Annotated in this window: 21 protein-coding genes; 10 read left to right on the top strand and 11 right to left on the bottom strand. The window is 64.4% G+C overall.

The features are described from left to right. Positions 1-116: 116 nt before the first annotated feature. Positions 117-1,301, top strand: coding sequence for a serpin family protein (locus tag J8F10_RS23770; RefSeq protein ID WP_210658111.1), 1,185 nt, complete (start codon positions 117-119; stop codon positions 1,299-1,301). 83 nt (positions 1,302-1,384) lie between these two features. On the opposite strand, the gene sucD is transcribed toward J8F10_RS23770, so the two are convergent. The 4 genes from sucD to sucC form a co-directional block, all read right to left on the bottom strand. Continuing rightward, positions 1,385-2,299, bottom strand: a complete 915-nt coding sequence (gene sucD, locus J8F10_RS23765; RefSeq protein ID WP_210658109.1) for a succinate--CoA ligase subunit alpha — start codon at positions 2,297-2,299, stop codon at positions 1,385-1,387. Then, complete coding sequence (locus tag J8F10_RS23760) at positions 2,296-2,613, bottom strand: hypothetical protein (protein ID WP_210658107.1); 318 nt, start codon at positions 2,611-2,613, stop codon at positions 2,296-2,298. Before J8F10_RS23760 ends, sucD begins: the two co-directional genes overlap by 4 nt. A gap of 100 nt (positions 2,614-2,713) precedes the next feature. Next, on the bottom strand, positions 2,714-3,682 hold the full coding sequence (locus tag J8F10_RS23755; RefSeq protein WP_210658105.1) for a hypothetical protein: 969 nt from the start codon (positions 3,680-3,682) through the stop codon (positions 2,714-2,716). 43 nt (positions 3,683-3,725) lie between these two features. Beyond that, on the bottom strand, positions 3,726-4,937 hold the full coding sequence (sucC, locus tag J8F10_RS23750) for an ADP-forming succinate--CoA ligase subunit beta (RefSeq protein WP_210658103.1): 1,212 nt from the start codon (positions 4,935-4,937) through the stop codon (positions 3,726-3,728). 201 nt (positions 4,938-5,138) lie between these two features. Here sucC and J8F10_RS23745 point away from each other — a divergent pair, with 201 nt between their 5' ends. Then, complete coding sequence (locus J8F10_RS23745; protein ID WP_210658101.1) at positions 5,139-6,290, top strand: M20 family metallopeptidase; 1,152 nt, start codon at positions 5,139-5,141, stop codon at positions 6,288-6,290. Positions 6,291-6,389: 99 nt separating this feature from the next. Then, positions 6,390-6,563, top strand: a complete 174-nt coding sequence (locus J8F10_RS23740) for a hypothetical protein (protein ID WP_210658098.1) — start codon at positions 6,390-6,392, stop codon at positions 6,561-6,563. 83 nt (positions 6,564-6,646) lie between these two features. Here the strand turns inward: J8F10_RS23740 and J8F10_RS23735 are convergent, their stop codons facing one another. Next, positions 6,647-10,525 carry a serine/threonine-protein kinase gene (locus tag J8F10_RS23735; RefSeq protein WP_210658096.1) on the bottom strand — a complete coding sequence of 1,293 codons (3,879 nt, stop codon included), beginning with the start codon at positions 10,523-10,525 and terminating at the stop codon, positions 6,647-6,649. 409 nt (positions 10,526-10,934) lie between these two features. On the opposite strand from J8F10_RS23735, the gene J8F10_RS23730 reads away from it, so the two are divergent. From J8F10_RS23730 to J8F10_RS23715, 4 genes are all read left to right on the top strand, one after another. Next, the gene (locus J8F10_RS23730; RefSeq protein WP_210658094.1) at positions 10,935-11,615 is read left to right on the top strand and encodes an SDR family oxidoreductase; all 681 of its coding nucleotides are present in this window, start codon (positions 10,935-10,937) and stop codon (positions 11,613-11,615) included. 34 nt (positions 11,616-11,649) lie between these two features. Beyond that, entirely contained in the window at positions 11,650-12,246 is a 597-nt protein-coding gene (locus J8F10_RS23725) for a hypothetical protein (protein WP_210658092.1), read from the top strand. Between the two features lie 31 nt (positions 12,247-12,277). Further along, positions 12,278-13,165 carry a hydroxypyruvate isomerase family protein gene (locus J8F10_RS23720; RefSeq protein ID WP_210658090.1) on the top strand — a complete coding sequence of 296 codons (888 nt, stop codon included), beginning with the start codon at positions 12,278-12,280 and terminating at the stop codon, positions 13,163-13,165. A gap of 402 nt (positions 13,166-13,567) precedes the next feature. Next, the gene (locus J8F10_RS23715) at positions 13,568-14,743 is read left to right on the top strand and encodes a hypothetical protein (protein ID WP_210658089.1); all 1,176 of its coding nucleotides are present in this window, start codon (positions 13,568-13,570) and stop codon (positions 14,741-14,743) included. Positions 14,744-14,758: 15 nt separating this feature from the next. On the opposite strand, the gene J8F10_RS23710 is transcribed toward J8F10_RS23715, so the two are convergent. Continuing rightward, complete coding sequence (locus J8F10_RS23710; protein WP_210658087.1) at positions 14,759-16,198, bottom strand: inorganic phosphate transporter; 1,440 nt, start codon at positions 16,196-16,198, stop codon at positions 14,759-14,761. 226 nt (positions 16,199-16,424) lie between these two features. Between J8F10_RS23710 and J8F10_RS39980 the strand changes: the two genes are divergently transcribed. Beyond that, a complete protein-coding gene (locus J8F10_RS39980) occupies positions 16,425-16,550 on the top strand; it encodes a hypothetical protein (RefSeq protein WP_261363079.1) in 126 nt (41 codons plus the stop codon). A 97-nt stretch (positions 16,551-16,647) separates the two neighbouring features. Here J8F10_RS39980 and J8F10_RS23705 read toward each other — a convergent pair whose 3' ends face one another. Continuing rightward, the gene (locus tag J8F10_RS23705; RefSeq protein WP_210658085.1) at positions 16,648-19,590 is read right to left on the bottom strand and encodes a tetratricopeptide repeat protein; all 2,943 of its coding nucleotides are present in this window, start codon (positions 19,588-19,590) and stop codon (positions 16,648-16,650) included. Between the two features lie 96 nt (positions 19,591-19,686). Continuing rightward, positions 19,687-21,771, bottom strand: a complete 2,085-nt coding sequence (gene uvrB / locus J8F10_RS23700) for an excinuclease ABC subunit UvrB (protein ID WP_210658083.1) — start codon at positions 21,769-21,771, stop codon at positions 19,687-19,689. Positions 21,772-21,864: 93 nt separating this feature from the next. Between uvrB and J8F10_RS23695 the strand changes: the two genes are divergently transcribed. Together J8F10_RS23695 and J8F10_RS23690 are read left to right on the top strand one after the other, a co-directional pair. Then, a complete protein-coding gene (locus tag J8F10_RS23695; protein WP_210658081.1) occupies positions 21,865-22,989 on the top strand; it encodes an AAA family ATPase in 1,125 nt (374 codons plus the stop codon). Next, positions 22,986-23,702 carry a hypothetical protein gene (locus J8F10_RS23690; protein ID WP_210658078.1) on the top strand — a complete coding sequence of 239 codons (717 nt, stop codon included), beginning with the start codon at positions 22,986-22,988 and terminating at the stop codon, positions 23,700-23,702. The genes J8F10_RS23695 and J8F10_RS23690 overlap by 4 nt, the downstream gene beginning before the upstream one ends. Positions 23,703-23,828: 126 nt before the next feature. Here the strand turns inward: J8F10_RS23690 and J8F10_RS23685 are convergent, their stop codons facing one another. From J8F10_RS23685 to J8F10_RS23675, 3 genes are all read right to left on the bottom strand, one after another. After that, complete coding sequence (locus J8F10_RS23685) at positions 23,829-24,857, bottom strand: zinc-binding alcohol dehydrogenase family protein (protein WP_210658076.1); 1,029 nt, start codon at positions 24,855-24,857, stop codon at positions 23,829-23,831. Positions 24,858-25,001: 144 nt separating this feature from the next. Further along, entirely contained in the window at positions 25,002-25,823 is an 822-nt protein-coding gene (gene pstB, locus J8F10_RS23680) for a phosphate ABC transporter ATP-binding protein PstB (protein WP_390891148.1), read from the bottom strand. A gap of 177 nt (positions 25,824-26,000) precedes the next feature. Continuing rightward, positions 26,001-26,369: a hypothetical protein gene (locus J8F10_RS23675; protein ID WP_210658074.1), complete on the bottom strand. Its 369-nt coding sequence runs from the start codon at positions 26,367-26,369 to the stop codon at positions 26,001-26,003. Positions 26,370-26,526 lie beyond the last annotated feature (157 nt).

Here is a 26,526-nt window from a genome sequence, read left to right as displayed (position 1 = left end):
CAGCATCGCACATTACCCAGTCGGTGGAAATGGCGAAACGGCTTACAGCGGGCAAGACCGGAATCGGGTACAACGTTCTGAGGCTGCTTTCCGTTACTTATCAATCCATTCCATCTATGCGCAGCGCACACTCATCTCCTACGCCCGACCCGAAAGATCTGAGTGCTGCGGTCGACGGTTTGCGCGCGTTCGCGACCGATCTGTACGCTCAACTCCGAGCCGATAGCGGCAACCTGCTCGTTTCCCCGTACAGTATCGGAACCGCACTGGCGATGGCTGCCGCGGGTGCGCGCGGAAGTACATTCGACGAGATGCAGAAGGTGCTGCACTTGCCGGCCGCTGAGAAGTTGGGAGCGGCGTATCGTGGTCTGGCCGCAACTATCGCGACCCCGCAATTGGGGGCGGGACGCACAGAACTGATCGTCGCAAACGCGCTCTGGGCGCAACAAGATCACCCGTGGAAGGTGGAGTATCTCGCACGAGTTCGCACCGATTTTCAGGCCGAACTGTTCGGCGCCGATTTTCGGACCGCGGCCCGGGACGTTCCCGCGCGCATCAACCGTTGGGTCGAAGAGCGCACGCGGAACCGAATCAGGAACCTGATCGCGCCCGGGGTGTTCGACCACAACACGCGGGCCGTACTCACGAACGCGATCTACTTTAAATCGCGCTGGGCGAACGTGTTCCAGACGCACGATACCAAACCGGCCGATTTCATCCTCTCAACGGGCGCGCAAGTGAAGTGCTCGATGATGTACCAGCGGACCCGTTTCGGGCTACTGGAATCGGAAGCTCTTCAGATATTACGGCTCCCCTACGATGACTTCTCCACGAGCATGTACATCCTGCTACCCCGAGAACCGGACGGGCTGCCGGACCTGGAGCGGCAATTGACCGCGGTACATCTGACCGGCCGTGCCGCAATCAACAACGCGACTGACGTGAAAGTGTGGCTGCCGAAGTTCACGTTCCCCGTGCCGACCGAACTCACCACCACACTCCAAAGAATGGGGGTGACCGAGGCCTTCGATTCACAGAAAGCAAATTTCCAAGGAATGACCGACCACCCCGAAGGGCTATTCCTCAATCGCGTCATTCACAAGGCGTTCGTCGCGGTGGATGAAATCGGTACCGTCGCGGCCGCCGCAACTGGGTGCGCTGGCGGCGGTTGTGCCGGCCCGCGAACGCCTCCTCCACCGCCGAAAGAGTTCCGCGCCGATCACCCGTTCCTGTTCGTCATCAAGCACGAGGAAACCGGGGCCGTGCTGTTCATGGGGCGCGTCCTCGACCCGACGCGCTGACCACATATTCGCGGTCAGAAAGCAGAAAGGGCGAGCCAATTGGCTCGCCCCCGCTGTTTCAAGAACGCCGCAGCGCATCGAGTTTACTTCTTCTTCGCCATTGCCTTCTGCACGGCGCTGCCCAGGTCGGCGGGCGTGGGGGCGACCTCGATCCCGGCCTTCTCCAGCGCCGCGATCTTGTCGGCCGCGCTCCCGCTCCCGCCGGAGATGATCGCGCCCGCGTGGCCCATGCGCCGGCCCGGGGGGGCCGTCTGGCCCGCGATGAACGCCGCCACCGGCTTCTTCACGCTCTTCGCTACGAATTCCGCCGCCGCTTCTTCCGCGGTGCCGCCGATCTCACCGATCATCAGGATCGCGGACGTCTGTGGGTCGTTCTCGAACATCTCCAGGAGTTCGATCTGGTTCGTGCCGATCACCGGGTCGCCGCCGATGCCGACGCAGGTGCTTTGCGGGAGCCCCAGGGCCGTAAGTTGGAACACGGCTTCGTAGGTCAGCGTCCCGGACCGGCTGATGACGCCGATGCCCTTTTCGCCCGCGCCACACGGCTTGTGAATGTGCCCCGGCATGATGCCGATCTTGCACTGCCCGGGGGTAATCACCCCGGGGCAGTTCGGCCCGACGAGCCGCGCGCCGGGCTTGGTCTTCAGGTAGCGCTTCGCGCGGGCCATGTCCAGAACGGGAATGCCCTCGGTGATGGCGACGATGAGCGTGACGCCCGCGTCCGCGGCTTCCATGATCGCGTCGGCCGCGCCGCCGGGCGGGACGAAGATCATGCTCGCGGTCGCGCCGGTCGCCTTTACCGCTTCGGCCACGGTGTTGAAGACGGGGAGCTGCTTTTCCGACTTCTCGCCCTTCCACGTCGTGCCGCCCTTCTTGGGCGTGACCCCGCCGACGAACTGCGACCCGTACAGCAGGCACTGGTCGGTGTGGAAGCTCCCGGCCGAGCCGGTGATGCCCTGGCAGATGACGCGGGTGGACTTGTCGACGAGGATGCTCATAGCGAGGGTCCGGATTTTTGTTGCGCGCGGATCAGGTCCGCCAGGTGCGCGGTGAGTCGGTTATTCGATTGATACAAGTGACTGCGGTGTCCGGCGAGCGCGAGGTACCCGCCGAGTGTGACGAGCAGCACCGGGCCGAGCCACGCCCACAGCGGAACTTCGGTTTCGGGGCGCACGGCGAGTTTCATCCCGCCGAACAGCCCCGCGGCTACCACAAACAGGCCGAACAGGATCTCCAATTTCGCCCACAGCGGGTTGAGCCGCTTCAGGCCGAGGTCGCGGTGCAGGCGGTCGAGCGAGTCGCCGGGCGACATTCTTCTCCCCCGAAGGGACCGACCAGGAGGCACGTGAAACAACGCGGTACGTGTTCCCACAGCGAAACATGAGACGTTCGCCGTGGGGCCACGCGCACGGCTACCTCGCTTCGGCCACCTCGCTCACGAGCCACTCGCCGGGGGTGGTGCCCTTCACGAGCTTCACGACGATCGTCTTCTTCCCGGCGGGCTTGGTGAGTTCCGCGCTGAACGTGAGGTCGGCGATTTTCGAGACGCTGAACTCCTTGGTCCCGCCGCCGTACTCGGTGGCTTTGACCGTCAGTTTGCCGGTGCTGTAGTCGTACCCCTGCTTGGTATCTCCCTCGAACGGGGGCGCCCACGAAACCCGAAGCGCGGGGACCATCGCGTGTGCGAGCGCCGGCGCACGGTTCTTCGGCTCCATCCCGCTCGCGTCGGCCAGCAGTTCCACGAACGACGTCGCCGCGAACTCCTGGAGCGCGGCGTCCGCGGTGCCGGTCGCGATGCGCCCCTTAATCTCAACGGACGTGATGACGAGCGCGTCCACCTTCCACGCGCCGGCGTCCTTAATCAGCCGTAAAGAGTACCCGCCCCCCGCGGGCGGGAGCTGGCGCCCGTTAACTTGCCCGCGCCAGTAGACCGCGTCCCCGGCCTGTTGCCGGTCCAGCACCAGCGAGAAGGTGTACCCCTCGCCGATGTACTTGAGCCACCGGGTCGCCGCGTCGGGGCTCACCCCATTCTTGATGTCGTCCGGCAGCTCGAGCGGCTTCCCCACGGCCTTGAGGAGCGCCGGCGAGAGCGCGTCCGCTTTCGCGGTCCCCTGGCCCAAGTCTTTCAGGAAGGCGTCCGCCATCGTTGCGGCGGCCGGCTCGACCGGACCGAGCGCGTTCTTCGGTTCGGCGACGGGCGTCGGGCTCTTTTTCGGGTCCGCGTCGGGGCCTTTTTTCGGGTCCGCGTCCGGCCCCTTCTTGGGTTCGTCTTTCTTCTCGTCCTTCTTCTCGGCTTGGGGCGCGGACCCGCCGCACCCGGGCAGCGCGGCCCACCCCAGCAGTGCTGCGAGAAGCGCGGCCGCCGCGCGACGGGACCTCACGGGGACAATCATCTCGGGTTCCTTTCCGGAAGAAGCGGGTAAGTCACTTGCTCAGCTCGACGATCAGCTTCGCGGCGCCCGTCAGGTCGGCGGCGGTCTTCAGGGTGGGGAGGTCGGCGGCCGCGGCCGCGAGAATGGCCCGCGCCTTTTCGACCTCGTTGCCCTCGAGCCGCACGACGACCGGCACCTTGAACCCGACCTCTTTGCCGGCCTTCACGAGCGCGTCGGCGATGGTCGCGCAGCTCGCGATCCCGCCGAACACGTTCACCAGAATGCCCTTCACCTTCGGATCGGAGAGGATGATGCGGAACGCCTCGACCGCCCCGGCCGCGGTCACGCTCCCGCCCACGTCCAGGAAGTTCGCCGGGCCGACGCCGTGGGCCGTCCCGTGGTAGTTGATGATGTCCATCGTGGCCATCGCCAGGCCCGCGCCGTTGACCAGGCACGCGATGGTCCCGTCGAGCTGAATGAAGTTCAGGTTGGCCTTGCCCGCCCGCAGTTCGGCCGGGTTCTCCTCGCTCTCGTCGCGCAGGGCCGCGACGTCCTTGTGGCGGAACAGCGCGTTGTCGTCGAAATCGAACTTCGCGTCGAGCACCACGACGTCGCCGGACTTCGTGACCGCGAGCGGGTTCACTTCGGCGAGGGTCGCGTCCTTCTCCAGGTAGACCTTCGAGAGCGCGAGCATGATCTTCTCGGCCTTCGCGACCTGGTCGCCGGTGAAGCCGAGTTCGTAGGCCAGGCGCCGGGCCTGGAACGCGAGCAGCCCGGTTTCCGGGCTGAACGGCACCTTGATGATTTGTTCGGGCGTGTCGTGCGCGACTTTTTCGATGTCCATCCCGCCGGCCGCGGACGCCATGAGTACCGGCAGCCCGATCCCGCGGTCGAACACGACGGCGACGTAGAACTCCTTGTCCGGCTCAGCGTCGGCCTGGACGATGAGCGTGCGGATCGGCTGGCCCTGCGGCCCGGTCTGGAGCGTCTTCAGCGGGTGCTTCAGCATCGTCTCGGCGACGGTGCGGGCCTTTTCTTTGCTGCTACAAAACTTGACCCCGCCGAGCTTGTCCGCGAACCCGACGAGCTGTCCGGCCCCGCGCCCGCCGGCGTGGATCTGGGCCTTCACCATGACCCCGCCGCCGTTACTGAGCTGGTCGAACGCGGCGGCGGCCTCGTCGGGCGTCTTACAGACGACGTGCCTGGGGACGTTCGCGCCCGCGGCGGCGAGCAGCTCTTTGGCCTGGTACTCGTGAACCTTCATCGTGCGGCTCCGGCAGTGAACGAGGGAGTTGTGCCGTTATAGCGGTAGTTGTTGATCGCTGAAAGAGGGACGAGGATAATGCTACCAACCCGCGTTGGCACACGGGCGCCCGCCGCGCGTAGCGCCGCCGCGGGGGGGCGATCCGGCCCCCGGTTCGGGGCCGCCCTTTGCAAAGACCGCGCTCGGGGTACATCAGACCTCATGCTCCCACTGCCACAACTGCTCGCCGAACTCGTGCGCCTCCCGTCCGTCAACCCGATGGGGCGCGCGGACATCGATCCCGCGCTCGTCCACGAATCGCGCGTGACCGACTTTCTGGAAGCTCAACTTCGCGCGATTGGGTGCGAGTTCTACCGCCAGCGCGTCGCCGCCGGGCGCGAGAACCTCGTCGCCACTTATACGCCGCCGGGACCGGTGCCGTTCCACGTGCTGTTCGAGGCGCACCAGGACACGGTGCCCGTTGACGGCATGATCGTCGAGCCGTTCGGCGCGAAGATCGAGGGCGGGAAACTTTACGGGCGCGGCTCGTGCGACGTGAAGGGCGGTGGGGCGGTCATGCTCACCGCGTTCGCGCGGCTCATCCGGGAAAAGCCGGCCGGCTCCGCGAAAGTGACGCTCGCGTTCACCGTGGACGAGGAGCACGGGGGCGCCGGGATTCAGGAACTGATGGCGTCCGGGTTCCGCGCGGACTGCGCCATTGTCGCCGAGCCGACGCTGCTGAACATCGTGAACGCGCACAAGGGCGTCGCGCGCTGGGCGCTCGAAACGACCGGGCGCGCGTGCCACTCGTCGCGGCCCGAGCAGGGCGTCAACGCCGTGTACCGCATGGCCCGGCTCCTGGGCGGGATCGAGGAGTACGCGCAGAAGTTACAAAGCGCGCCCGCCGATCCGGTTCTGGGCTCGCGAACGATCTCCGTGGGCCGCGTGACCGGCGGGGTGTCGCCGAACACCGTGCCGGACTTTTGCCGCGCGGACGTGGACCGGCGCTTGCTGCCCGGTGAGACCTACGAGAGTGCGACCGCTGAACTCGAAGCTGTTTTGAAGGCGCTACCGGGGGCGGATTTCCCGTTTGTACTCGCGCGCAGTTCCGCTGGGTGTCTCCCTCTCAGTCCGGCCCTCTCGGTGGACCTCGTGAAGCGGTTCGGCGCGGCCATCGATTCCGTTACGGGGGGACACATCGTTCACCCGGTGCCGTTCGGTACGGACGCCGCGACGGTCGCGGCCGCGGGCGTGCCGGTGGTGGTGTTCGGCCCGGGCGACATCGCGCAGGCGCACACCAAGGACGAGTGGATCGATCTCGCGCAGTTGGAACCCGCGGCCGAGATCCTGTTCCGATTTGCGTGCGGAAAATGAGCGCGGGCCGCACTCAAAGGCTCGGGCACCCGTGACAACGCGCCGAGTGTGACTTACACTAGTTCACGACGACCACAATTACTCGCACCAGGGGCTGCCATGAGCATCGTTCGGATGGGGATGTCGGAAGACAACAAGTTCGGCGAAGGGTACGACGCGATCTTCGGTACGAAGAAGCCGGGCGCCAAGAAGCCGGCCGCGAAAGCCGCTGTCGCCAAGAAGCCGGCCGCGAAAGCCGCTGTCGCCAAGAAGCCGGCCGCCAAGAAGAAGTGACCCGAACGCCGAAGCGACTAAGGACAGGGATTAAGAGTCGGACCCGCCGACTCGTCCCTGTCCTTCTCTTTTAATCACACCCGTCACTCCGGTTTCATTTCGTCGGGCGCAGTGGGCAACTTCTCCGGATCAGCGCCGACTTCGACCAGCTTCGAGCCGATCAGTTTCGAGTCGAGCGGGTCGGGGAAGTCGGCGTCCTTCACCACCACGTCCGCTGGCTTCACCGTAGCGAGTTCTTTCAGCCCGATCGGGAGCGCCGCGAACGTCACCTTCCCGATGCGTTTGCCGGTCACAGAGGCCGGTTCGCCCACGTTGCCGACCCAGTCGTCCCAGCCCCATTCCTTTGCGATCCCCTCACCGTGAGGGCGGATCAGCGCGACCACGGCCGAGGTATCGAAGTTCGCGTAGCGGTTGGCTTTCTTCACCTGCCAACTCAGTACCGATTTCCAGTCGGTCGGCTCGACGCCGTCGAGTTCCACGAGCGGGCGCCCGGCGAGCGGCACCGCGACGAACAGGCACTCGTCCGCTTCCACGTCCAGTTTCGTGAGCCCCGCGGTGCGCATCGTGTCGGCGGACTTCCCGCCGCGCATCTCGACAATCGGCCCGGCCACCAGTGCCGTGACGCGCAAGAACTTCGCGGTACTCGTACTCGTCGCGACCGGCTTGCCGCCCGCTTCGGACAACAGCACCGGGCCGTCGAGCGCGGTGAGCGTGTCGCTCAGTTCCAGGTTCAGCGGGCGGGTGACTTCGACCCACACGCCGCGCCCGCGCCCGCGGACCACGCAGTGGTCGAACGCCACCTTCGGCACCGATCGCGCGACCGGGTCCATCTCCATTACCGGCTTGAGGTTCGGCAGGTACACCGCCGCGACCTGGGCGTCGTCCTTCTCGGCGAGGGTGAACGTGCAGTTCTTGAACGTGCAGCTCCGGCCCCCCAGAACCGCGACCGCGGCCGTGACCTCGTTCTTCGCGCGGCTCGGCTTGAGTAGGAAGTGGATCCCGTTGAACGTCACCTCGCCGGACTTCAGTTTGAACAGGCTCTGATCGATCTCTTCGTCGCCCTGGCTCTCCAGAACGAACTCGCAGTTGGGGTACGGCTCGAACGTGACGCGGAACTCGCCCTCGCTCGGCTTGGTCGCGGCCTTCAGTTCCTCGCCGTCTACCCGCAGCACGCCGTGGTGCCGGATCTGGATCGTGTCGCCCGGGCGCACCACGCGCAAAAGAGTGCGCAACTCGGTGAACTCGCCCGGCGCGAGTTCCGTGCCCGCGGGGGCCTTGGGGTACCAGACTTTTCTCGGTCTCTCGGCGACCGACACCGGGCGCTTCGGCGGCCAGAACTTGATGTCCGGGTACGCCAAGCGGCGGCCGAAAGGTTTTTCGTCCTTCTTGTCGAACACGACACCGAACGGCTCTGTTGTCTCGCCCTTGTTCTTCATGAACAACAGGGGGTCGTCCTTCACATCGTCGTCCACTTTGAGCCGAAACGCCTTCCACGGCGCTTTCGAGACCACCGCCTCGACCGGCTTGCTCTCCGACCAGGGACTCTGGTCCAGACCGACGTGGTTCTTCTCGTCGGTCCGCAAGCCGAATGCGGCTTTACATTCCTCGAACGAGAACGAAGTGTTCGGTGCTCCGATCGGGTGGACGCGGTAGAAGGCGTTCGCGCGCCCGGGCGGAACGGAAAACTGCATGCCTTTCAGCTTCTCCAAATTCAACTTGTCACCGCGCACGCGCGTCACGACGCCGGCACCGTATTTCGTTGCGTCCGTCGAGGCGAACGGGGCGCGAAACGTCTTGTTGCCGACCAGCGCGAACAGGCAGTCGAAGGCGCCGACCGACAGGCGGCCCGGCGCGCCTTCCACCGCGGCCCCGTTGGGGTCGAGCATGAACGAGGAGCGCTTGAGCGTAACTACGGCCGGGGCCGCTGATTCGCTCACCGGTGCGTCCGTGATTTGCACGGCCGCGGTCGCGTGCGGGGCGAACCCGCTGTCGGTTACGTCCGCCGTCGAACCCGCGGGGAGCGCCAGCCCGACCGCGCCGGGGGCGAACAGGCACCGCGTTACGGTGACGGCCGCCGTGCCCTCGGCCGCCGGTGTGCGCGTAACGGCCACCGCACGGGCTTCGTGATTCGGCTGCGGGCTCTCCGGCATGAACACGCAGTCGGTAAGTTTGATCTCGGCCGCGTCCTCGATCTGGACCCCGACCGGCGTATCAAAAGTCAGGTTCTCCGTATCGGAACGCAGCTCGAACCACACGCCGCTAATCGCAACGGTGCGTGCGCTCACGGTCAGTGAACCCGAGGTGTCGCGATTCGTACTCGCACTCGCGTTCACAATGATCTTCGTCAGCCCGGCGCCAGCCCCCACGAGTTCCAGCGCATTTCCCTGGAACAAAATACCCTGGGGCAAGCGCCGCAAATCGAACTCTCCCGGCGCAAGTACCACCTTCGTGGTTGCCGGGTCTTTGAGCTTCATCGCCAATTCTTCGATCTTCCGTACTGGCACAACGGAGGCGGCCGGGTTCGCGGGAAGAGTCGGTCCCTTCGTGGCCGGGTCGCCCCCGTTATTCGCGTCTTGGCCGTTACCCTTCTCTTTGCCTTTGTCCTTAGCAAATGTGCCGGCGGTCCCGGGCAGGCCGGGTGCGGGACCGGGATTGCCGGTAGACACCACGAACGCGACCACCGCCAGGGCCACGGCCACAACGGCCATCACCCACCACGGGCGGAGCCGAGGGGTTTCGGGCAGGAGCCGGAGTTCGGCGGGAACCGCCTTCGTCGCGCTGTCGTGTGCGAGGGGATCGGCGACGTGCAGTCGTTCCGCGAGTCCCTTCAGGTGCGAAATCAGCTCGTTCGGCGTTTGGTAACGGGCGGCCTGGTCCTTCATCATCATGCGGGCGAGGATCGCGGCCAGTTCGTCGGAGATCGCGGGGTTCAGCTCGCGCGGGTCGAGGAAATCGTCCTCTTGGTGCGCGCGGAGCTTCCGGGCCGCGGTCCCTTCGGGAACGGGGGGCCGCCCGGTGAGCGCGTGGTAGAAGGTGCAACCGAGGGAGTAGATGTCGCTCCGCACGTCCGCCCGACGCGGGTCGAGTGCCTGTTCCGGCGAAATGTAGTCGAACGTACCGAGCGTCACCCCGGACTGCGTGACGGTGCCGTTCACCAGTTCCGAGCCGAGGTACCGCGCGAGCCCCATGTCGACGATCTTCGCGCGCCCGTCCGGGGTGATGAGGATGTTCGACGGCTTGATGTCGCGGTGAACGACGCCGCGCTCGGCCGCGTGGTTCAGCCCCGCGGCCACCTGCATCATGTAGCGCACGCACTCGCCGGGGGGCAGTTGCCCGCGCCGGTCGATAATGACCCGCAGGTTGTCGCCCTCGACGAACTCGAACGCGATGAAGTTCAACCCCTGGTCTTCGCCGAAGAAGTACACCCGGGCGACGTTCTCGTGATCGAGTTTCGCGGCGGACCGGGCTTCTTGCTTGAACCGCGTAACGCTTTCCGGGTCGCGTGCGGCTTCGGGCGGCAGGATCTTCAGCGCGACGATGCGCCCGAGTTCGAGGTCGCGGGCCTTCAGTACGGCCGCCATGCCGCCGGACCCGATGGCCTCAATGAGCTCAAAGTGTCCCAGGCGCCGGCCCGCGATCGAGGGCGGTTCGCCCGCAACTGTAAGCGGAACCGGCGGAGCGGGTTGGGCCTGCTTCGTGTTGTGCGTGATGACCGTGGGTGCGTCGTCGGAGTTCGCGGCACCGCCCTGCGGGTGCGCGAGGAACTGTGCGATATCGGACTCGTTCGACCGGGTCCGCGACGAGCCGCCGCTTTGAATCAGATCGGAGAGCGAATTGTTCGGTCGGTGCGAGTCCGTGGACCCGTCCTTGATGGGTTTCGGCTCCGGCTCACCCGACGACGGTACCGGCCCAGCAATTCTCTGCGAGGACGGACGGCCGGTCGGATCGGTCGGCGTTCCCATTTCGTTTCGTACCACGGTCGCGGGACGCGGCCCGCAAGAGTTCCAATCGGCCGCCCCGAAAGAAGGGATTGGCGGCTCATTTGAACGGCTTCCCACAGAAGGGAAACCAGCATCTTGCTCGCACGAGAGCGGACATCCGGCCCGCACGCAAAGACGCGATCACGAATTGAACGACTTAACTATAGCTTATTGCGCGCCCGGGTGTCAATTCGCACAATTTGTGACGACCGGGCGAAGCGCGTAACCAGCCCATTGTGTCGCGCCCCGTGCCGGGGCACAATGGGCGTCGAGATTCTACCGCGCGGAGCCAAAGATTACACCGAGATCGGCGTCGCAACGACGAAGCGAGATGGGCGAACCGTGCTGGGTACCGATGTTCGGGACGCGGGTCCGGTTCTGGGAGTGTGAATTGAGCAAAATCATCGTTATTACGGGTGCGACGCGGGGACTGGGCCGGGCGCTCGTTTCGGCGCTCGCGGTGGCCGGGCACACTGTCGTCGGGTGCGGGCGCAGCGACGGGCACGTGCGCGCCCTGCGCACCGAGTTCCCCGCTCCGCACGCCTTCAAGCAAGTGGACGTAACCGACGCCAACGCCGTGAGTTCGTGGGCGCACGAGGTGCTATCTCAATTCGGCCCGCCGGACCTGCTCGTCAACAACGCGGCGCTCATGAACACCCCGGCCCCTCTGTGGGAGGTGCCGGCGGACGAGTTTCATTCGATCATTGATGTGAACGTGAAGGGCATCTTCCACGTGATCCGCGCATTCGCTCCCGCGATGGTGGCGCGGAAGGCCGGCGTGATCGTGAACCTTTCGAGCGGGTGGGGGCGCAGCACCGCGCCGGAAGTGGCCCCGTACTGCGCCACGAAGTACGCGGTGGAGGGATTAACGCTCGCGCTCGCTCAGGAACTCCCGAACGGCATGGCCGCGGTTCCGCTAAATCCGGGAATCATCGACACGGACATGCTCCGGCAGGCGTTCGCGGGCGGCGCGAGTAGTTACCCCAAGCCCGACGCATGGGCGAAGCGCGCTGCACCACTCCTGCTGAATTTGAGCGCCAAGGACAACGGCCGACCGATGACCGTTTCGTAACCGGTTCGCGCCCAAGTACGCAGAAGGAGGCTTCGTGTTCCACTCACGGCTCGCGCGCACCGCTCTCCTCGCGGCGATCATCAGCACGTTCGTGCTCTCGGCTCCCGTAGCGCCCAGCGCACCGGTTCCGAAGCACCTGATGCCGAAGGACGAACCGGTGTGCTTCCCGACGCGGGTCGGTGACCGCATGGTGTCCGAGTTGCGCGGGCAAGAAATCGTCTGTGTCGTCACAAAGGTGGAGAAAACGGACGACGGGATCGCCGTGACACAGGAGTTTGAGGACAAACAGGGCGCGCGGATGCACGATCAAACGGTGATCGCGTCGACCGCGGGGTTGAAAGTCGTGCGGTACGCCGGCACCGCGATCGATAAGCCGGTGTGGTGGTTGAAGCTGCCGCACGGCGCCAACAATACCTGGACCGACAACTTGGGCGGGCAAGAAACCAAGACGGTCGACTGGGAAGAGATCGAAGTTCCCGCCGGCAAATTCAAGGCGATTCGCGTGGACCGAAACGATAGCCCCGATGGGTCCGCGAAGACGTCCTACTGGTTCGCTCCCGGCCTCGGTTGCATCAAATGGGCGGACGCAAACGCCTCGCGCGTTCTGACGTCATTCACACCGGGCAAGTAACCTCACTGTCCCCAATTGGAGCCTCTCCCCAATGACACCCGATCGCCGCACGTTCCTGTCCGCCGGCGCAATGGCCGCGCTGGTCCCGTCGACCGGCCGAGCCGAACCCGAGCCGAAAGTCGCCAAACCGGGGCAGACCAAGAACACGAAGTTCGCCGTCAACATCGAGATGTGGTGGCGCAAGGAGCGGGACTACCTCAAGCGGCTCGAAGCCGCGGCCGCGCTGGGCTTCAACGCGGTCGAACTGTGGCCGTGGGAGAACAAGGACCAAAACGCGGTCGCCGAGACGTGCGAGCGGCTCGGGATCAAAATCGTGCAGTTTACTGCGTGGGGCTTCAAACCCGGTCTCAACGACCCCAAGAACCACAACCAGTTCGTGGAGAAGATCGAGAAGGGGTGCGAGGTCGCGAAAAAGTGGAAGTGCTCGATGATGTGCGTGGTGGCCGGGGACGACATCAAGGGCGTGCCGCAAGAGAAGATGCACGAGAACGTCATTGAGGGCTTGAAGAAGGGCGCGCCGATCGCGGAGAAACACGGCATTACGCTCATCCTGGAGCCGATGAACGTCCGCGTCGATCACAAGGGCCACTGCTTGTACGGCTCCGCGCCGACCATAAAGATCGTCAAAGCGGTCAACTCGAAGCACGTCAAGATTTTGTGGGACTTATACCACATGCACATCACCGAGGGCGACCTCTGCGGTCACCTGCGCGAAGGCTTCGCGGCGGATGCCGTCGCGTACATCCAACTCGCCGATCACCCCGGGCGCAACGAACCGGGTACGGGCGAGATCCATTACCCGCGCGTGCTGAAGGAACTGAAGGCTCTCAAGTACACCGGGTACGTCGGCCTCGAATGCACACCGAAGGGCGCGGAAGAAGCCGCCGCACAAGCCGTTTACGCCGCCGACAACTGGTAATCACCTGCCGCAAAAGACCGCAAAGATAAGCCGCCACGGATAACACCGATAACGCGGGTTCAAACCAAGACGGATTGGCCACAAAAAAGCACAAAGGGCACAAAAAGAACAGCGTTCAGAAGGCAGAGGACAGAAGGCAGAACCGCGGATCTCGCAGATTACGCGGATCAGACAAACGAATGATTTCCAGCCCCGATCGAGGCTCAATCAACGCCTCCGGCCTTACTGTCTTCCGCGTTCTACTTCTGTTTTCTGATCTCTGTCTTCTGCTTTCTGATCTCTGCCTTCTGTTCTGCCCTCTGCTTTTTTGTGGCCAATCTGATTTAGTTTTGATCTGCGTTATCTGCGTTCATCCGCGGTTCATTCCCCCGCTCCCCGCCTCCCGCCTTCGAGCACATCCCCATGCCCAAGAAAAAGATCGCGGCCGTTGTTACCGAGTACCGCAAGTGGTCGCACGCGGACGTGATCCTGCGGAACCTTCTCGGCGGGTACCCTGGCGGCGCCAAGCCCGATCTCGAACTCGTGGCGCTCGTCACCGATCAGGTGCCGAAGAACGACATGAGCCGCGATCTCGCCAAGAAGCACGGCTTCAAGATTTGCGACACCGTAGCCGAGGCGCTCACGCTGGGTGGGAAAGGACTCGCGGTGGACGGTGTGCTCTCCATCGGCGAGCACGGGCAGTACCCGACCAACGATAAGGGCCAACTGCTCTACCCGCGGCGCCGGTTCTTCGACGAAATCTGCAAAGTGTTTGAAGAGACGAAGAAGTCCGTGCCGGTGTTCAACGACAAGCACCTCGCGGCGACCTGGGACGATGCAAAAGCGATGTACGACCGCGCGCGGAAGCTGTTCGTGCCGCTGCTCGCGGGGTCGTCGATCCCTGTGACGTGGCGAAAGCCGAACGTCGTTCTGCCGAAAGGCTGTGAGATCACCGGCGCGGTTCAGATCGGGTACGGCCCGTTCGAGGCGTATGGGTTCCACGCGCTCGAAGGTTTGCAGTGCATGGTCGAGCGACGCAAGGGCGGTGAAACCGGTGTGAAAGCCGTAACGTGCCACACCGGGAAGGCGATGTGGGACGCGATCGACAAACACGAGTGGACCAAGCCGTTACTCGAAGAGGCACTGAAACTCGCCACCGCACACGCGGCCGGCGACGTGCGCGCGCTCACCTCGAAAACTGATGACGCGGGCACGTTCGAGGTCGAGTACCGCGACGGGTTCCGGGCGTTCGTCGTGATTCCCAACGGCTGGGTCCACGAGAACGACGGCTCGCCGTTCATCTTCGCCGGTCAGCGCAAGGGGCAGGACAAGCCCGACGTGTGCCAGTTCTATTTACAGCAGCCGGACCCGTTCGCGCACTTCGCGGAACTCACGCGGGCGATCGAATCCCTCATCACCACGGGGCACGCCCCCTATCCCGTGGAGCGCACGCTGCTCACGACAGGCGCCCTCGACGCGGCGATGACGAGCAAGCACGAAAAGGGGAAGCGGATCGAGACGCCGCACCTGGGGATCGCGTACAAGCCGACCGAGTGGGGACCGGCCAAAGGTGACGTTCCGAAGCCGGACAAGAAGTGACCCGTGGGGCACAACTCATCCCACGATCAGCCGCCCCGCGACGAACAGCAACCCGGCCAGGAGCATGCACGCGGGCAACGTGAGCGCCCACGCGAGCACGATCTTCTGACACGTCGCGCGCTGGACGCCGGACCCGTTCGCGGCCATTGTGCCGGCCACGCCGCTCGAAAGTACCTGAGTCGTGCTGACCGGCAGGTGAACGAAATCGGCGGCGAGGATCGTGACCGCGGCGACGCCCTCGGCGGCGGCCCCCTGACCGTATGTCAGGTGCGATTTGCCGATTTTCTCCGCGACCGTCACGACGATGCGCTTGTACCCGATGCACGTCCCGGTTCCGAGCGCCAGTGCGGTACACACCACCACCCAGACCGGCACGAACTCGATAACGGGCGCGATGGCCGTTTTTCGGACCACTTCCACCTCTTTTCGGAACTCGTCCGGTCCGGTGCGCCCGGTCCCGACGCGCTTGAGTTCGCGGTTGGTGCGCTGGAGCGCCTGTCGCACTTCCCACCGCACGTTTACGAGGGCACCGGCCTCGTCCCGTTCTTCCAGCTTGGCCAGTTCGGTCAGGCTCTCGCGCCCCGCGAGCCGGTCCGCGACGAACTTCAGGTCTTTGTCCAGTTGCTCCGGCAACGAGATTCCGTGCTTGGCGTAGATCGCGCGCACGTTGCCGATCGCGGCGCACACGCTCGACGCCGTTTCCGGCTTATTTACCGTCAGCGCGTAGTGAACCGGCATGAACCCGATCAGCACGAGCAGCAAGAGCCCCATCCCCTTTTGCCCGTCGTTCGAGCCGTGCGCGAAGCTCACCCCGCCGCACGTGAAGATCAGCACCACGCGCACCCAGGCCGGCGGTCGGTCCCCGTCCCGCGGCGGTTCGTACAGCGTCGGCTCCCGGAGCACGCGGCGCATCACGAGCAGGAGCGCCCCGGCCGCGAGAAACCCGCACAGCGGCGACAACAGTAACCCGAGCCCGACCTCACCGGCCTTCGCCCAGTTCACCCCCGCCAGCCCCTCGTTGTTCCACAAACTGTTCGCCACCCCGACCCCGAGGATCGAGCCGATGAGCGTGTGCGAACTCGACACCGGGAGGCCCTTGTACCACGTGCCGAGGTTCCACACCACGCCCGCGAGCAACAGCGCCAGGACCATCACGAGAGCGGCGTTCGAGTCCGCTCGGATGAGCAAATCGACCGGGAGCAGGTTCACGATGCTGAACGCGACCGCGGCGCCGCCGAACAGAACGGTGACGAGCGCCCCGGTGAAGTTCATCAGCCCGGAGTACAGGACGGCCGGTGTCGCCGGGAGGGTGCGCGTGTAGATGACCGTGGTGACCGCGTTGGCGGTGTCGTGGAACCCGTTAATGAACTCGAACGCGAACGCGACGAAGAGGGCGACGATCAGGAATACGAGCGGCCAACCTCCGAGCTCCCCGACGGCGGTCCAGAAATTCATGCGCGGTCCTTGAGCGAGTAGCGAACCAAAGATCCGCAAAGGCACTGTGTCACGAAACTCCGGGCGCCCCGGGGCCGCGACTCGTCTCCGTGAATCTTCGATCCGCTTTTTCTACGGAACCGGTGGCGCGATTCGGCACACGGCTTGCATTACTTCCTGCAGGCCAGTCACGGACGGCCGACAATGGAATCATCGTCCCACTTCACTCCGATACGGAGATACCGATATGATGCCGCAAGACGAAGCCACTACTCGCTGGGGCAAAATTCGCTGGGGCCTAGCCGCACTGCTTCTCGGCTTGCCACTACCGGTGGTCATCATCGCGTTCCTCGCACCGGGCTGTGGCCGGTAACAGGCGCGCGATAAACGCGAGCGGGGCGGGGGTGGGAACTTGTCTTCCCACCCCGCCCCGCTCGCGTTTGTGAGCCACGGAAAGCTCACCGTGTCTTTTACGGCTTTTTTGCTTCTCGCGGCGGTGGGGCAATGCGCTCGGCCTTTTCCTTCAGGCTCTCCGCGAGATTGGCCTTCGCCGCGCTGTTGTTGGGATTGAGCCGGAGCGCTTCGCGGAACGCGGCGATGGCGCCGTCCAGATCCCCCGTGTCCTTCAGCGCGTTCCCCAACCCGTTATGCCCGGCGGAATGGTTCGGATCGAGGTCGAGGAGTTTGCGGTACGCGGCGATCGCGCCGGGCGCGTCGTCACTTGCACGCAGGGCGATTCCCAAACCGTAGTAGGCGCGTGCGTACTTCGGGTCGAGCCGGATGACTTCTCGGTACTCGGTGATCGCACCGGGCAGATCGCCCTTTTGCTTGAGGAGAAGCCCCAGGTTGTAGCGGGCGTTGATGAAATTTTTGTCGCTCGCGACCGCTTTACGGAAGCACTCTTCGGCTCCCGTCAGGTCGCGCGCATCCCACAACGCATTTCCCAGGGCGTTGAGCGCGTCCGGCATATCCGGTTGAATACGGACGGCTTCACGGTACTCGGCGAGTGCTCCTTTCAAGTCCCGCTGCGATCGTAACACGTTTCCCAAGTTGTACCGGGCGCCGGCGTATTCGGGATCGAGTCGGACGGCCTCCCGCAGTTCCGTAAGAGCGCCCGCCAGTTCACGGTTCTCGCCGAGCGCGCTCCCCAGGGCATCGCGAATTCGTGCTTCACCAGGATCGAGCCGGACGGCCTCTCGGAGCTCGGCGAGTGCGCCGGGCAAATCTCCGCTGTCCCTCAGTGCCTTCGCCAGGTTGTAGCGGCACCAAGCGTTCCCGGGTCCGAGCCGAACCGCATCCCGGAAGCACCGGATCGAGTCACTTTGTTTCCCCTGATCCCAGAGGGCGATACCCAAACTCATCCGCGGAACGAACGATTGCGGGCGAACCGAAACCGCCGCCTGGTACCACCGCACCCGCTCACCGGCCACGTCGGGGGCGGTATTCGGGTGCGCCCCGCCGAGCCCCATGAGGACCGCGAAATCGTTTGGAGTGCGGACCACAGCTCGCTCGAGAAGCGCCCGGCGCCGCTCCCGGGAGATTTCGGGGACGATCCCCACAGCCGCGACGAAGCGGGCCGGTTGCTCGAGCGCCGCGGTCCCGTCGGCAATGCCTTTGACCAACTCCCCCACCCGGTCCCACGCTTTGTGGCGCACATCCGCTCGAATCGCGTCTCGAACCGGATCGGCATCGGCCGCGTGGAGGATCTCGGTCAATCCGGGAACCGCGCCGAACAGGTGCCACAACTCCAGAGCCGCGAGCACGCGCTCCCGGATCGGGGAGTGTTCTAACAGCCGGCTCACGTCCGCAGGCGCCGTGGTTTTGGGAACGATCCCGTAATCGGCGAAGGCCCGTGCCCAGTGCGGGACCGCGGTCGATGGGGGCGGCACGGACCCGCGGGTCGGGGTCCAGCGCTGGTCATCGATCTGATTGAGGCGAACCAGCATCGCGCGATCCTTACGGCAGCGTTCGATGCGCGCGCGAAAATCTTCCGCGCCCGGCGCGCTCGCCCGGCGGTCGATCTCCACCAGGGCTGCGCCCGCGGCGAGTTCGCCGTTCGCGCTCAGCGCCTCCTCGCACCGCTTCACGAGTTCGGTGAGCGCCTGACGGTTCTCGGCCGCGGCCTCGTTGTCCTTCACCTGCTGACGGAACGCAGCCTCCCGTTTCTCGCGCTCGGTCCGTTCGATGTCGGCCCGGTGCTCGGCGGCCTGCCGGCTCGCTTCGAGTTTGCGCTCGGTCGCTTGCTGCTCTTCCCACACCGCGAACCCGGCGGCGCCGAACAGTAGCAGCGTCACCGCACCGGCCAGAGCGACCTGCACGCGGCGCCGTTTGCGTAACTCGATCGCTTTTGCCGCGTCCGCGGCGCGCTGGCGCTCGGACGTTCGCAACCGCTCCTCCACACCCGCGCGGTACGCTGCGACCGCGTCCGCTACGACCTTCCCGTCGGCGGGGCGGCCGGCCGCGTTCGGCGCCAGACAGCGCTTCGCCAGCGCGACCAGTTCGGCGTCCGCGCCGCACGCGGTCAACCGAGCGAGCGCGTCCCCGATGTCGTTGGCCGCCGCGCGCGCAACCGCCTCGGCCGACGTTTTCCCCGCAAACAGGCGCGCGCCGGTGAGGATCTCGGACAAAATCGCACCGAGGGCGAACACGTCGGCGCGGCAATCGACGGGTTCGCCCCGCGCTTGCTCCGGGGGCATATACGCAGGGGTACCCATGATCTGACCGGCCAGCGTTTCGTCGCCGGCTTCGTACCCGGGCGAATCCGGCCCGCGCTCGTCGGTTCCCGCCACCGACTTGGCCAGTCCCCAATCCATGACCTGGACTTCGCCGAACGCCCCGACCATGACGTTCGACGGTTTCAGGTCGCGGTGGATCATGCCCTGGGAGTGCGCGAAGCCGACGGCCAGGCACACCTGCTCGAACGTCCGCACGAACCGCGGAAGCTCGTCGGCCGGGGACGTTCGGTCCCGGAGTGCCACCGCAAACGTGGAACCCTCGACCAGTTTCATTGCCAGAAAGGGGGAACCGTCGGCGAGGGTTCCGAGGGCGTAAACGGGCGGGACGTTCGGGTGCGGGAGCCGCGCGGTGATTTTGGACTCGGTCACGAACCGCGGTACGGCGTCGTGTGTCGCGGTGCCCGGGAGCAGCACCTTGATGGCGACCTCGCGGCCGAGCGAGAGGTCGCGTGCGGCGAGCACCCGGCCCATCCCGCCCCGTGCGATCTCCCGCAGCACCTCGTAACCGGGAACGGTCGGCAAGCCCGGCGCCGTTGGACGCCACGAGCGGAGTGTCGAATTGCCGAGGAGCGCATCGGTGGCGGGCAAGTCGGCGGGGCGGACGATGGTCGGGGACGGTTCGTCGGCGGGTAGGTGATCGGTCGCGGGCAGGCGCGTGACGTCCGGATCGTTTGACACGGCGGATCTCCGGGGAGCGATAGAGAGATCATATCTCTACCCCCCGGACCGGTTACATCTTCTTCGTCGGCCCGATCGTTCCGCTTTTTGTCACGCTCAGCCCTTCTTCCACTTGGACTTGCGCTTGGCCCCGGCCGGCTGACTCACGGGGACGCTCTTGTTGCCGAGCACGCTCGGCGGGGCACCCGTACCGTGCTTCTTCTTGAGTTCGCCTTCGAGCTTCACGATCTGGTCGCGCAGCGCCTGTGCCCGCTCGAAGTCCAGGATTTTTGCGGCTTCGAGCATCTCCTCGTAAAGGCTCTGCACGTACTCGACGGTCACGTAGTCTTCCGCCGCGGCGGTGCTGCCGGTCGCGGCGGCCTGCGCCATCTGGTGCGCCGCGATCTCGTCCTCGATCTCGTTCTTGATCGCCGTTTTCACCGTTGTGGGTGTGATGTTGTGTTCCACGTTGTACGCGAGCTGAATCACGCGCCGGCGGTTCGTTTCGTTCATCGCGCGGCTCATCGAATCGGTCACGGTGTCCGCGTACAGAATGACTTCCGCGTTCACGTTGCGGGCGGCGCGGCCCATTGTTTGAATCAGCGACTTGTCGGACCGCAGGAACCCTTCCTTGTCCGCGTCCAGGATCGCGACCAGTGACACTTCGGGAAGGTCCAAGCCCTCACGCAACAGGTTCACGCCGATCAGCACGTCGAACTGCCCCTCGCGCAGTTCGCGCAGCACCGTGATGCGCTCGATGGCGTCCAACTCCGAGTGCAGCCACTTGCACCGCATCCCGGCGTCGCGGAAGTACGTCGTCAGGTCTTCGGCCATGCGCTTGGTCAGCACTGTGACGAGCGTGCGCTCGGTCTTCGCGGCGCGCGCGCGGACTTCCGCTTCCAGGTCTTTCACCTGTCCGCGGGCGGGTTTGACGTGAATGACCGGATCGACCAGCCCCGTCGGGCGGATCACCTGTTCGACGACCTCGCCGCCGACTTTCTCCAACTCATACGGACCGGGTGTAGCGGACAGACAAATACACTGCTTCATCCGCCCCTCGAACTCGTCGAACTTGAGCGGCCGGTTGTCGAGCGCGCTGGGGAGCCGGAAGCCGTGCTCGACGAGAGTTTCCTTCCGGCTGCGGTCGCCGAAGTACATCCCGCGCACTTGGGGCAGCGTGACGTGTGATTCGTCCACGACGAGCAGGAAGTCTTCGGGGAAGAAGTCGACGAGCGTGTACGGGGCTTCGCCCGGCGCGCGCCCGCTGAACCACCGGGCGTAGTTCTCGATGCCCGAGCAGTAGCCGACCTCGCGCAGCATGTCGAGGTCGTACCGGCAGCGCGCTTTGAGGCGCTCCATTTCGAGAATCTTGCCCTCGTTCTTGAACTGCTCGAGCCGGGCGTTCAGTTCGTCTTCGATGCCCTTCACCGCGGCCTGCACGCGCTCTTCGGGCGTGACGAAGTGTTTGGCCGGGTAGATGTACAGGTCGTCGAGCGGTTTAATTGTCTCGCCCGTGAGCGGGTGAATCACCGAGAGCGTTTCGACCTCGTCGCCGAACAGCTCGATGCGGTACGCGAACTCTTCGGACGCGGGCCACACGTCGATGGTGTCGCCGCGCACCCGGACCGTCCCGCGCTCGAACGCGATGTCGTTGCGCTTGTACTGGATGTCGATGAGCCGCAGGAGCGTGTTGTCGCGGTCGAGTGCCTCGCCCTTCTGGATGTAGACCACCATCCGCTTGTAATCGGACGGGCTACCGAGGCCGTAAATGCACGACACGCTCGACACGATGATGACGTCCTCGCGGCTGACGAGCGCGGCCGTTGCAGCGAGCCGGAGCCGGTCGATGTTCTCGTTGATCGAGGAGTCTTTTTCGATGTAGATGTCGCGCTGCGGGATGTACGCTTCGGGCTGATAGTAGTCGTAATAGCTGACGAAATAATGGACCGCGTTGTTCTTGAAAAACCCCTTGAACTCCTTGTAGAGCTGCGCCGCGAGCGTCTTGTTGTGCGCGAGCACGAGTGTGGGCTTCTGGAGCTTCTCGATCATGCAGCTCGCGGTGAAGGTCTTCCCGGTGCCGGTGGCTCCGAGCAACACCTGCATCTTCTTGCCGTTGGCGAAGCCCTGCGTGAGTTGCTCGATGGCCTTGGGCTGGTCGCCCGCGGGGGCGTACTGGCTGGTGAGCTGGAACTTGGCGGCCATCGTCTCGTCTCCGGTGGATCGCGCGAGAAAGAACTGGTAGCGTAACGCTATCAGACCGAGGAACGGAAGGTCAGTAGGGCTTGGGAGCTTGCGATGATTCACCGGGCGAAGTTCCAGAACTTCAAGGCGCTGCGCGACGTGGAGGTCACGTTCGACTCGCGGCTCACGGTGCTGGTCGGCCCGAACGGGAGCGGGAAGACGAGCGTGCTGCAGGGGCTGGAAATTGTCTGTCGAGTTGTTTCAGGTGGCGGTGACGGCTCACTTCCACACCCGCCACGTCCCGGAGGAGTGTTCAGCTCTTCGACATCAATGCCCCAAGTCGGAATCGAAAATCTCACGGAACTGGCCGCTTGTCGGTCCAGTAGTCTCCGTGAGTTTAACTTGACGTTGGGGTGTTGGATGCGTGACGGTCGAGGGGCTGAGGTAACAGCGGGAATCGAATGTTCAAGGAACTCGTCACGGGATGAAGTGCAAAAGAGATTTGTCAACCCGTCGAAACAAGGCGAGATGTTCAGCCGCGCGCTGCTCCTTCGCCTTGATCCCGCGCTACTTGCTTCCCCTTCTATCGTAACCTCAAACCCGCCACTCATGCACCCGAGTGGCGCGGGCCTTCCTTCAACGCTCGCCTACACCGCTCTGAACCAACCCGATGATTTCAAACTCATTTCCGACGCTCTTCGAGTCGTGATCCCCGCAATTGATCGCATTCGCTTTGACAAGAAATTGACCGGCGGCAGCTACGGCGGCAGCTACGGTGACAGCATCATTTTTGACTTCCGGGGAGCACCGAGTATTGGAGCCGCCCACGCGAGTAACGGTACCCTCTGCGCTTTAGGGTTATTGACTAGCATTCTCGGTCCCGATCGCCCGCGCCTCGTGTTACTTGACGACCTCGACCACGGCTTGCACCCGAAAGCGCAAATGGAACTCATCGGGGTTTTACGGGCGTTACTGGCTCGATTCCCTGATCTCCAGATCATCGCGACTTCGCACTCGCCGTACATCTTGAACCAACTTGCGTGGAACGAAGTGCGGGTGACGGGACTGCGCGATGACGGCTCGGCTATTTGTGCGCGGCTCGAAGACCACCCCGAAGTCGAACGGTGGCGGGAAGCGATGACGCCCGGCGAGTTCTGGAGTCACATTGGCGATGATTGGGTGAAGAAACTCGACAAGCCTCAAGTTGAACAGCCACAACCCGCGCCGGTCGCGTTATGAGTTGGTCCATCGCCCTAGTTTGCGAAGCACCGGCCGATCGCCAAACGGCCGCCGCGCTCACGACCCGCGTCGCGTGCAACGCGGTGGACTGGATGGAGCCGGAGTACCTTCAGTTTCGCGGGTACAAGCCGGATGATCCACAACTGCTCTGGCGCGAGGTGAAAACTACGGCCGTCGCGAACAACGTCTCCGTCGTCGGCTTCATCAACGGCCTTCCGGCGTCGCCCGATGCGCACAACGCGATGCGGGCGCTCATCCTCTTCAATCGCCTCGATCCCAAGCCGGATGCGGTGTTGCTCATTCGCGATTCGGATAACGACCTCGACCGGCGCGACGGGCTTCACCAAGCCCGCTCTGCGGAACCGTGGCCGTTTCCCGTCGTCATCGGGTTGGCCCACACCAAGCGCGAGTGCTGGCACATTGCGGGTTTCGAGCCAAAGGACGAGGAAGAGCGCGAGCGATTTGAAAAAGAAAGGCTGTTTCTCGGATTCGATCCGAGAGCGCGCTCGCACGAGTTGACCGCCAAACACGACGAGAACAATGACAAGCGCAGCGCGAAGCGGGTGTTGCGCGTGTTAATCGCTGACGACTTTGTGCGAGAAGCAGAGTGTCTCACTGTGCTCACGATACTCCACGAACGCGGTGAGGAAAATGGGCTTCGAGAGTTCCTCCGAGAGATCGAGGACGCTCTCGTACCCATTTTCACTCGTTGATACTTCGCAGATTACTCTCCACCGGTCCAGCGGCACATGATGTCGGTGTGCATCACGTGCTTGCGCCGCGTCCGGTACCCCGCTGCGATCCGTGCGCCGCGGGAACACGCTTCGCTCACCCCAAGATCAGTTCACCTCGACCATCGCTTTGACGACGCCGGTTTCCGGCTTCAACCACGTCGGGAAGACGCCGATCAGTTCGCTCATCGGGGCGCGGTGCGTGATCCACGGCTGCGTGTCCAGCATCCCGCCCTCAATGAGGCGAATGATCCGCGTGAACTCGTGGCTCAGGGCATTGCGGCTCGCCATGAACGTCATCTCGCGCCGGTGCATCAGCGGTTGCGTGAGCGTTAATGGGTCTTGGGTGATGCCGACCCACACCAGCCGACCGGTGAAGCCGACGAAATTGTACGCGCTCACCATGCTCCGCGCGCTGCCCGTCGCGTCCACCACCACGTTGCCGAGCTTCCCATCGGTCAGGTCGGTGAACGTCTTCACGTCGTCTTCGAGAACGCCCTTCGACAGGATCGTTTCGGTGACGCCCATCTTCTCGCGCACGAACGCGAGCCGCTGTTCGTTCAAATCCATCACGATAATGCGGGCGCCGGCCAGTTTCGCGAACTCGATCACGGAGAGGCCGATCGGACCGGCGCCGATCACGAACACGGTTTCGTCCGCACGCGGGTTCGAGCGGTTGATGGCGTGCAGCCCGATCCCCAACGTTTCCACCAGTGCGAGCTGCTCGAACGTGAGCTTCGTGGAGACGTGCAGCTTCCGAGCCGGCACCGTGAACAGCGGGCGCAATCCGCCGTCCACGTGGACGCCGAGCGTCAGGTGGTTCTCGCAGCAGTTGGTGTGGCCGCGCGCGCACGAATAACACCGCTGGCAGTTGATGTACGGCTCGACGGCGGCCTTATCGCCAGGTTTCACGTTAGTTACGCCGTCGCCCACCGCGACCACTTCGACGCCGAGTTCGTGCCCCGGGATGCGCGGGTAGCTGAAGAACGGCATTTTGCCGAGGTAGCCGCTGTAATCGGTACCGCACACGCCGACGCGGAACACGCGGACGACCGCGTCGCCCGGTCCGGGGTGCGCCGGCTCGGGCAGGTCGATTTCGCGGAAGGCTTTGGGCTGTTCGAGTTGAATGGCTTTCATGTTGGCGGGGGTCGCTGGGAGGGGTGAATGGGCCGCACGGTGCGTGCAGAACAAAGTGGTCCGAATCATAGAGATGATAAGAAAAAAGGCCGGCCCGCAATCGGGTCGGCCTTCGTTCGGGCGCGATTCTCGGTCCCGGCGCGATCAGCCGAACCGCCCGGTGATGTAGTCCTCGGTCTGCTTCTCGCGCGGCTTGCGGAACATCTGCTCCGTCGGGCCGCTCTCGACCAGCTTCCCCTCGAAGAAGAACGCGGTCTGGTCCGAAACGCGGGCCGCCTGCTGCATGTTGTGGGTGACGATGAGGATCGTGTACTCGCGCTTCAGCTCGGCGATCAGGTCTTCGATGGCCTGAGTGCTCTTGGGGTCCAGTGCGCTGGCCGGTTCGTCCATGAGCAGCACTTCGGGATCGGTCGCCAGCGCCCGGGCGATGCACAGGCGCTGCTGCTGCCCGCCGGACAGTTCGAGGGCGCTGGCCCCCAACCGGTCCTTGACCTCGTTCCACAGCGCCGCACGCTTCAGGCACCGGGCCACGATCTCGTCCAGTCGCGCCCGATTCCGGTCCCCGGACACGCGCGGGCCGTAGGCCACGTTCTCGTAGATCGACTTCGGGAACGGGTTCGATTTCTGGAACACCATTCCCACCCGCCGACGGAGTGCTGACACGTCGTGCCCGGAGGCGTTAATGTCCTCTCCGTCGAGCAGAATATTGCCGGTGCGCTGCGTTCCCTCGATCAGGTCGTTCATCCGGTTCACGAGCCGCAGCAGCGTGCTCTTACCGCACCCGCTCGGCCCGATGAGCGCCGTGACCGACCGCTCTGGTACGCTCAGGTTGATGTCGAACAGGGCCTGCTTCGCGCCGTACCAGAAGTTCACCCCGCGGACCGCGAGCTTTTCCGACACGGAGTCGGCCGCCGGGAAGTCCGAATCGTTTGTAACGTGCGGGAGGGCCAAACCGGGAAGTGTCATAGTCACGCTCGGCCCTCGTTCGGCAACGACGGTCATCATGCCAGAGTTCTACCGAACAATTGTGAAGACCGAGAGTAGATGAAGTGAAGACCCGGAGTTTCGTTCTCCGGCCATTCGCCCGAATTGAAGTGGTCGCGCGCATCCCGATACGGCGCCATATGATCGGCGCCCGGTACGCTATCGCAAGTCCGCGCGCAATATCCGCTCGATGTGTGATTTTAGAGCGGCGATCAGCACCCGGGCCTCCTGATCGCGGTACCGTAGTGCGAACACTGCGAGTTTAATGGTGTCACTTGCTTTCAACTCACCCGCAACATCCGTGGTGTCGTAGGACGTGCCACAGTGAACGAGCCAGTGCTGTCGGAACCGCTGCAAGAGCGCGACGTGCTTCTCCTGTAGGTCCGACACGGCGATCTCAAAATACGGCGTGCCCCCGGAGAACGCGGTAATGTCGCGATCGGGGTAGCCGACGGTAGTGAGATAACCCACGTGCGCGCCGCGATCGTGAACGGCGGTGCGCACGCGAACCGGATCGCCCCAAGCCATGTGTGGACCGAGGAACAAAGCGCCGCGGATCAACGCAGATAACACGGATCAAGACAATAGATGATAAGAGAAGGAGGTCGCACCCGAAATAGGGTAAGCGTTCCTGACTTCACTCGATCTTGTCTTGATCTGTGTTATCTGCGTTCATCCGCGGCGG

It is taken from the genome of Gemmata palustris, from assembly GCF_017939745.1.
Classification (GTDB): Bacteria; Planctomycetota; Planctomycetia; order Gemmatales; family Gemmataceae; genus Gemmata; species Gemmata palustris.
This window is presented reverse-complemented; position numbering and strand designations above follow the sequence as displayed.

Bases quoted from the DNA above. Each gene is read 5' to 3' on its own strand.
- J8F10_RS23770 (WP_210658111.1), top strand. From the start codon at position 117: ATGCGCAGCGCACACTCATCTCCTACGCCCGACCCGAAAGATCTGAGT.
- sucD (WP_210658109.1), bottom strand. From the start codon at position 2,299: ATGAGCATCCTCGTCGACAAGTCCACCCGCGTCATCTGCCAGGGCATC.
- J8F10_RS23760 (WP_210658107.1), bottom strand. From the start codon at position 2,613: ATGTCGCCCGGCGACTCGCTCGACCGCCTGCACCGCGACCTCGGCCTG.
- sucC (WP_210658103.1), bottom strand. From the start codon at position 4,937: ATGAAGGTTCACGAGTACCAGGCCAAAGAGCTGCTCGCCGCCGCGGGC.
- J8F10_RS23745 (WP_210658101.1), top strand. From the start codon at position 5,139: ATGCTCCCACTGCCACAACTGCTCGCCGAACTCGTGCGCCTCCCGTCC.
- J8F10_RS23740 (WP_210658098.1), top strand. From the start codon at position 6,390: ATGAGCATCGTTCGGATGGGGATGTCGGAAGACAACAAGTTCGGCGAA.
- J8F10_RS23735 (WP_210658096.1), bottom strand. From the start codon at position 10,525: ATGGGAACGCCGACCGATCCGACCGGCCGTCCGTCCTCGCAGAGAATT.
- J8F10_RS23720 (WP_210658090.1), top strand. From the start codon at position 12,278: ATGACACCCGATCGCCGCACGTTCCTGTCCGCCGGCGCAATGGCCGCG.
- J8F10_RS23715 (WP_210658089.1), top strand. From the start codon at position 13,568: ATGCCCAAGAAAAAGATCGCGGCCGTTGTTACCGAGTACCGCAAGTGG.
- J8F10_RS23710 (WP_210658087.1), bottom strand. From the start codon at position 16,198: ATGAATTTCTGGACCGCCGTCGGGGAGCTCGGAGGTTGGCCGCTCGTA.
- J8F10_RS39980 (WP_261363079.1), top strand. From the start codon at position 16,425: ATGATGCCGCAAGACGAAGCCACTACTCGCTGGGGCAAAATTCGCTGG.
- uvrB (WP_210658083.1), bottom strand. From the start codon at position 21,771: ATGGCCGCCAAGTTCCAGCTCACCAGCCAGTACGCCCCCGCGGGCGAC.
- J8F10_RS23695 (WP_210658081.1), top strand. From the start codon at position 21,865: ATGATTCACCGGGCGAAGTTCCAGAACTTCAAGGCGCTGCGCGACGTG.
- J8F10_RS23690 (WP_210658078.1), top strand. From the start codon at position 22,986: ATGAGTTGGTCCATCGCCCTAGTTTGCGAAGCACCGGCCGATCGCCAA.
- J8F10_RS23685 (WP_210658076.1), bottom strand. From the start codon at position 24,857: ATGAAAGCCATTCAACTCGAACAGCCCAAAGCCTTCCGCGAAATCGAC.
- pstB (WP_390891148.1), bottom strand. From the start codon at position 25,823: ATGACACTTCCCGGTTTGGCCCTCCCGCACGTTACAAACGATTCGGAC.
- J8F10_RS23675 (WP_210658074.1), bottom strand. From the start codon at position 26,369: ATGGCTTGGGGCGATCCGGTTCGCGTGCGCACCGCCGTTCACGATCGC.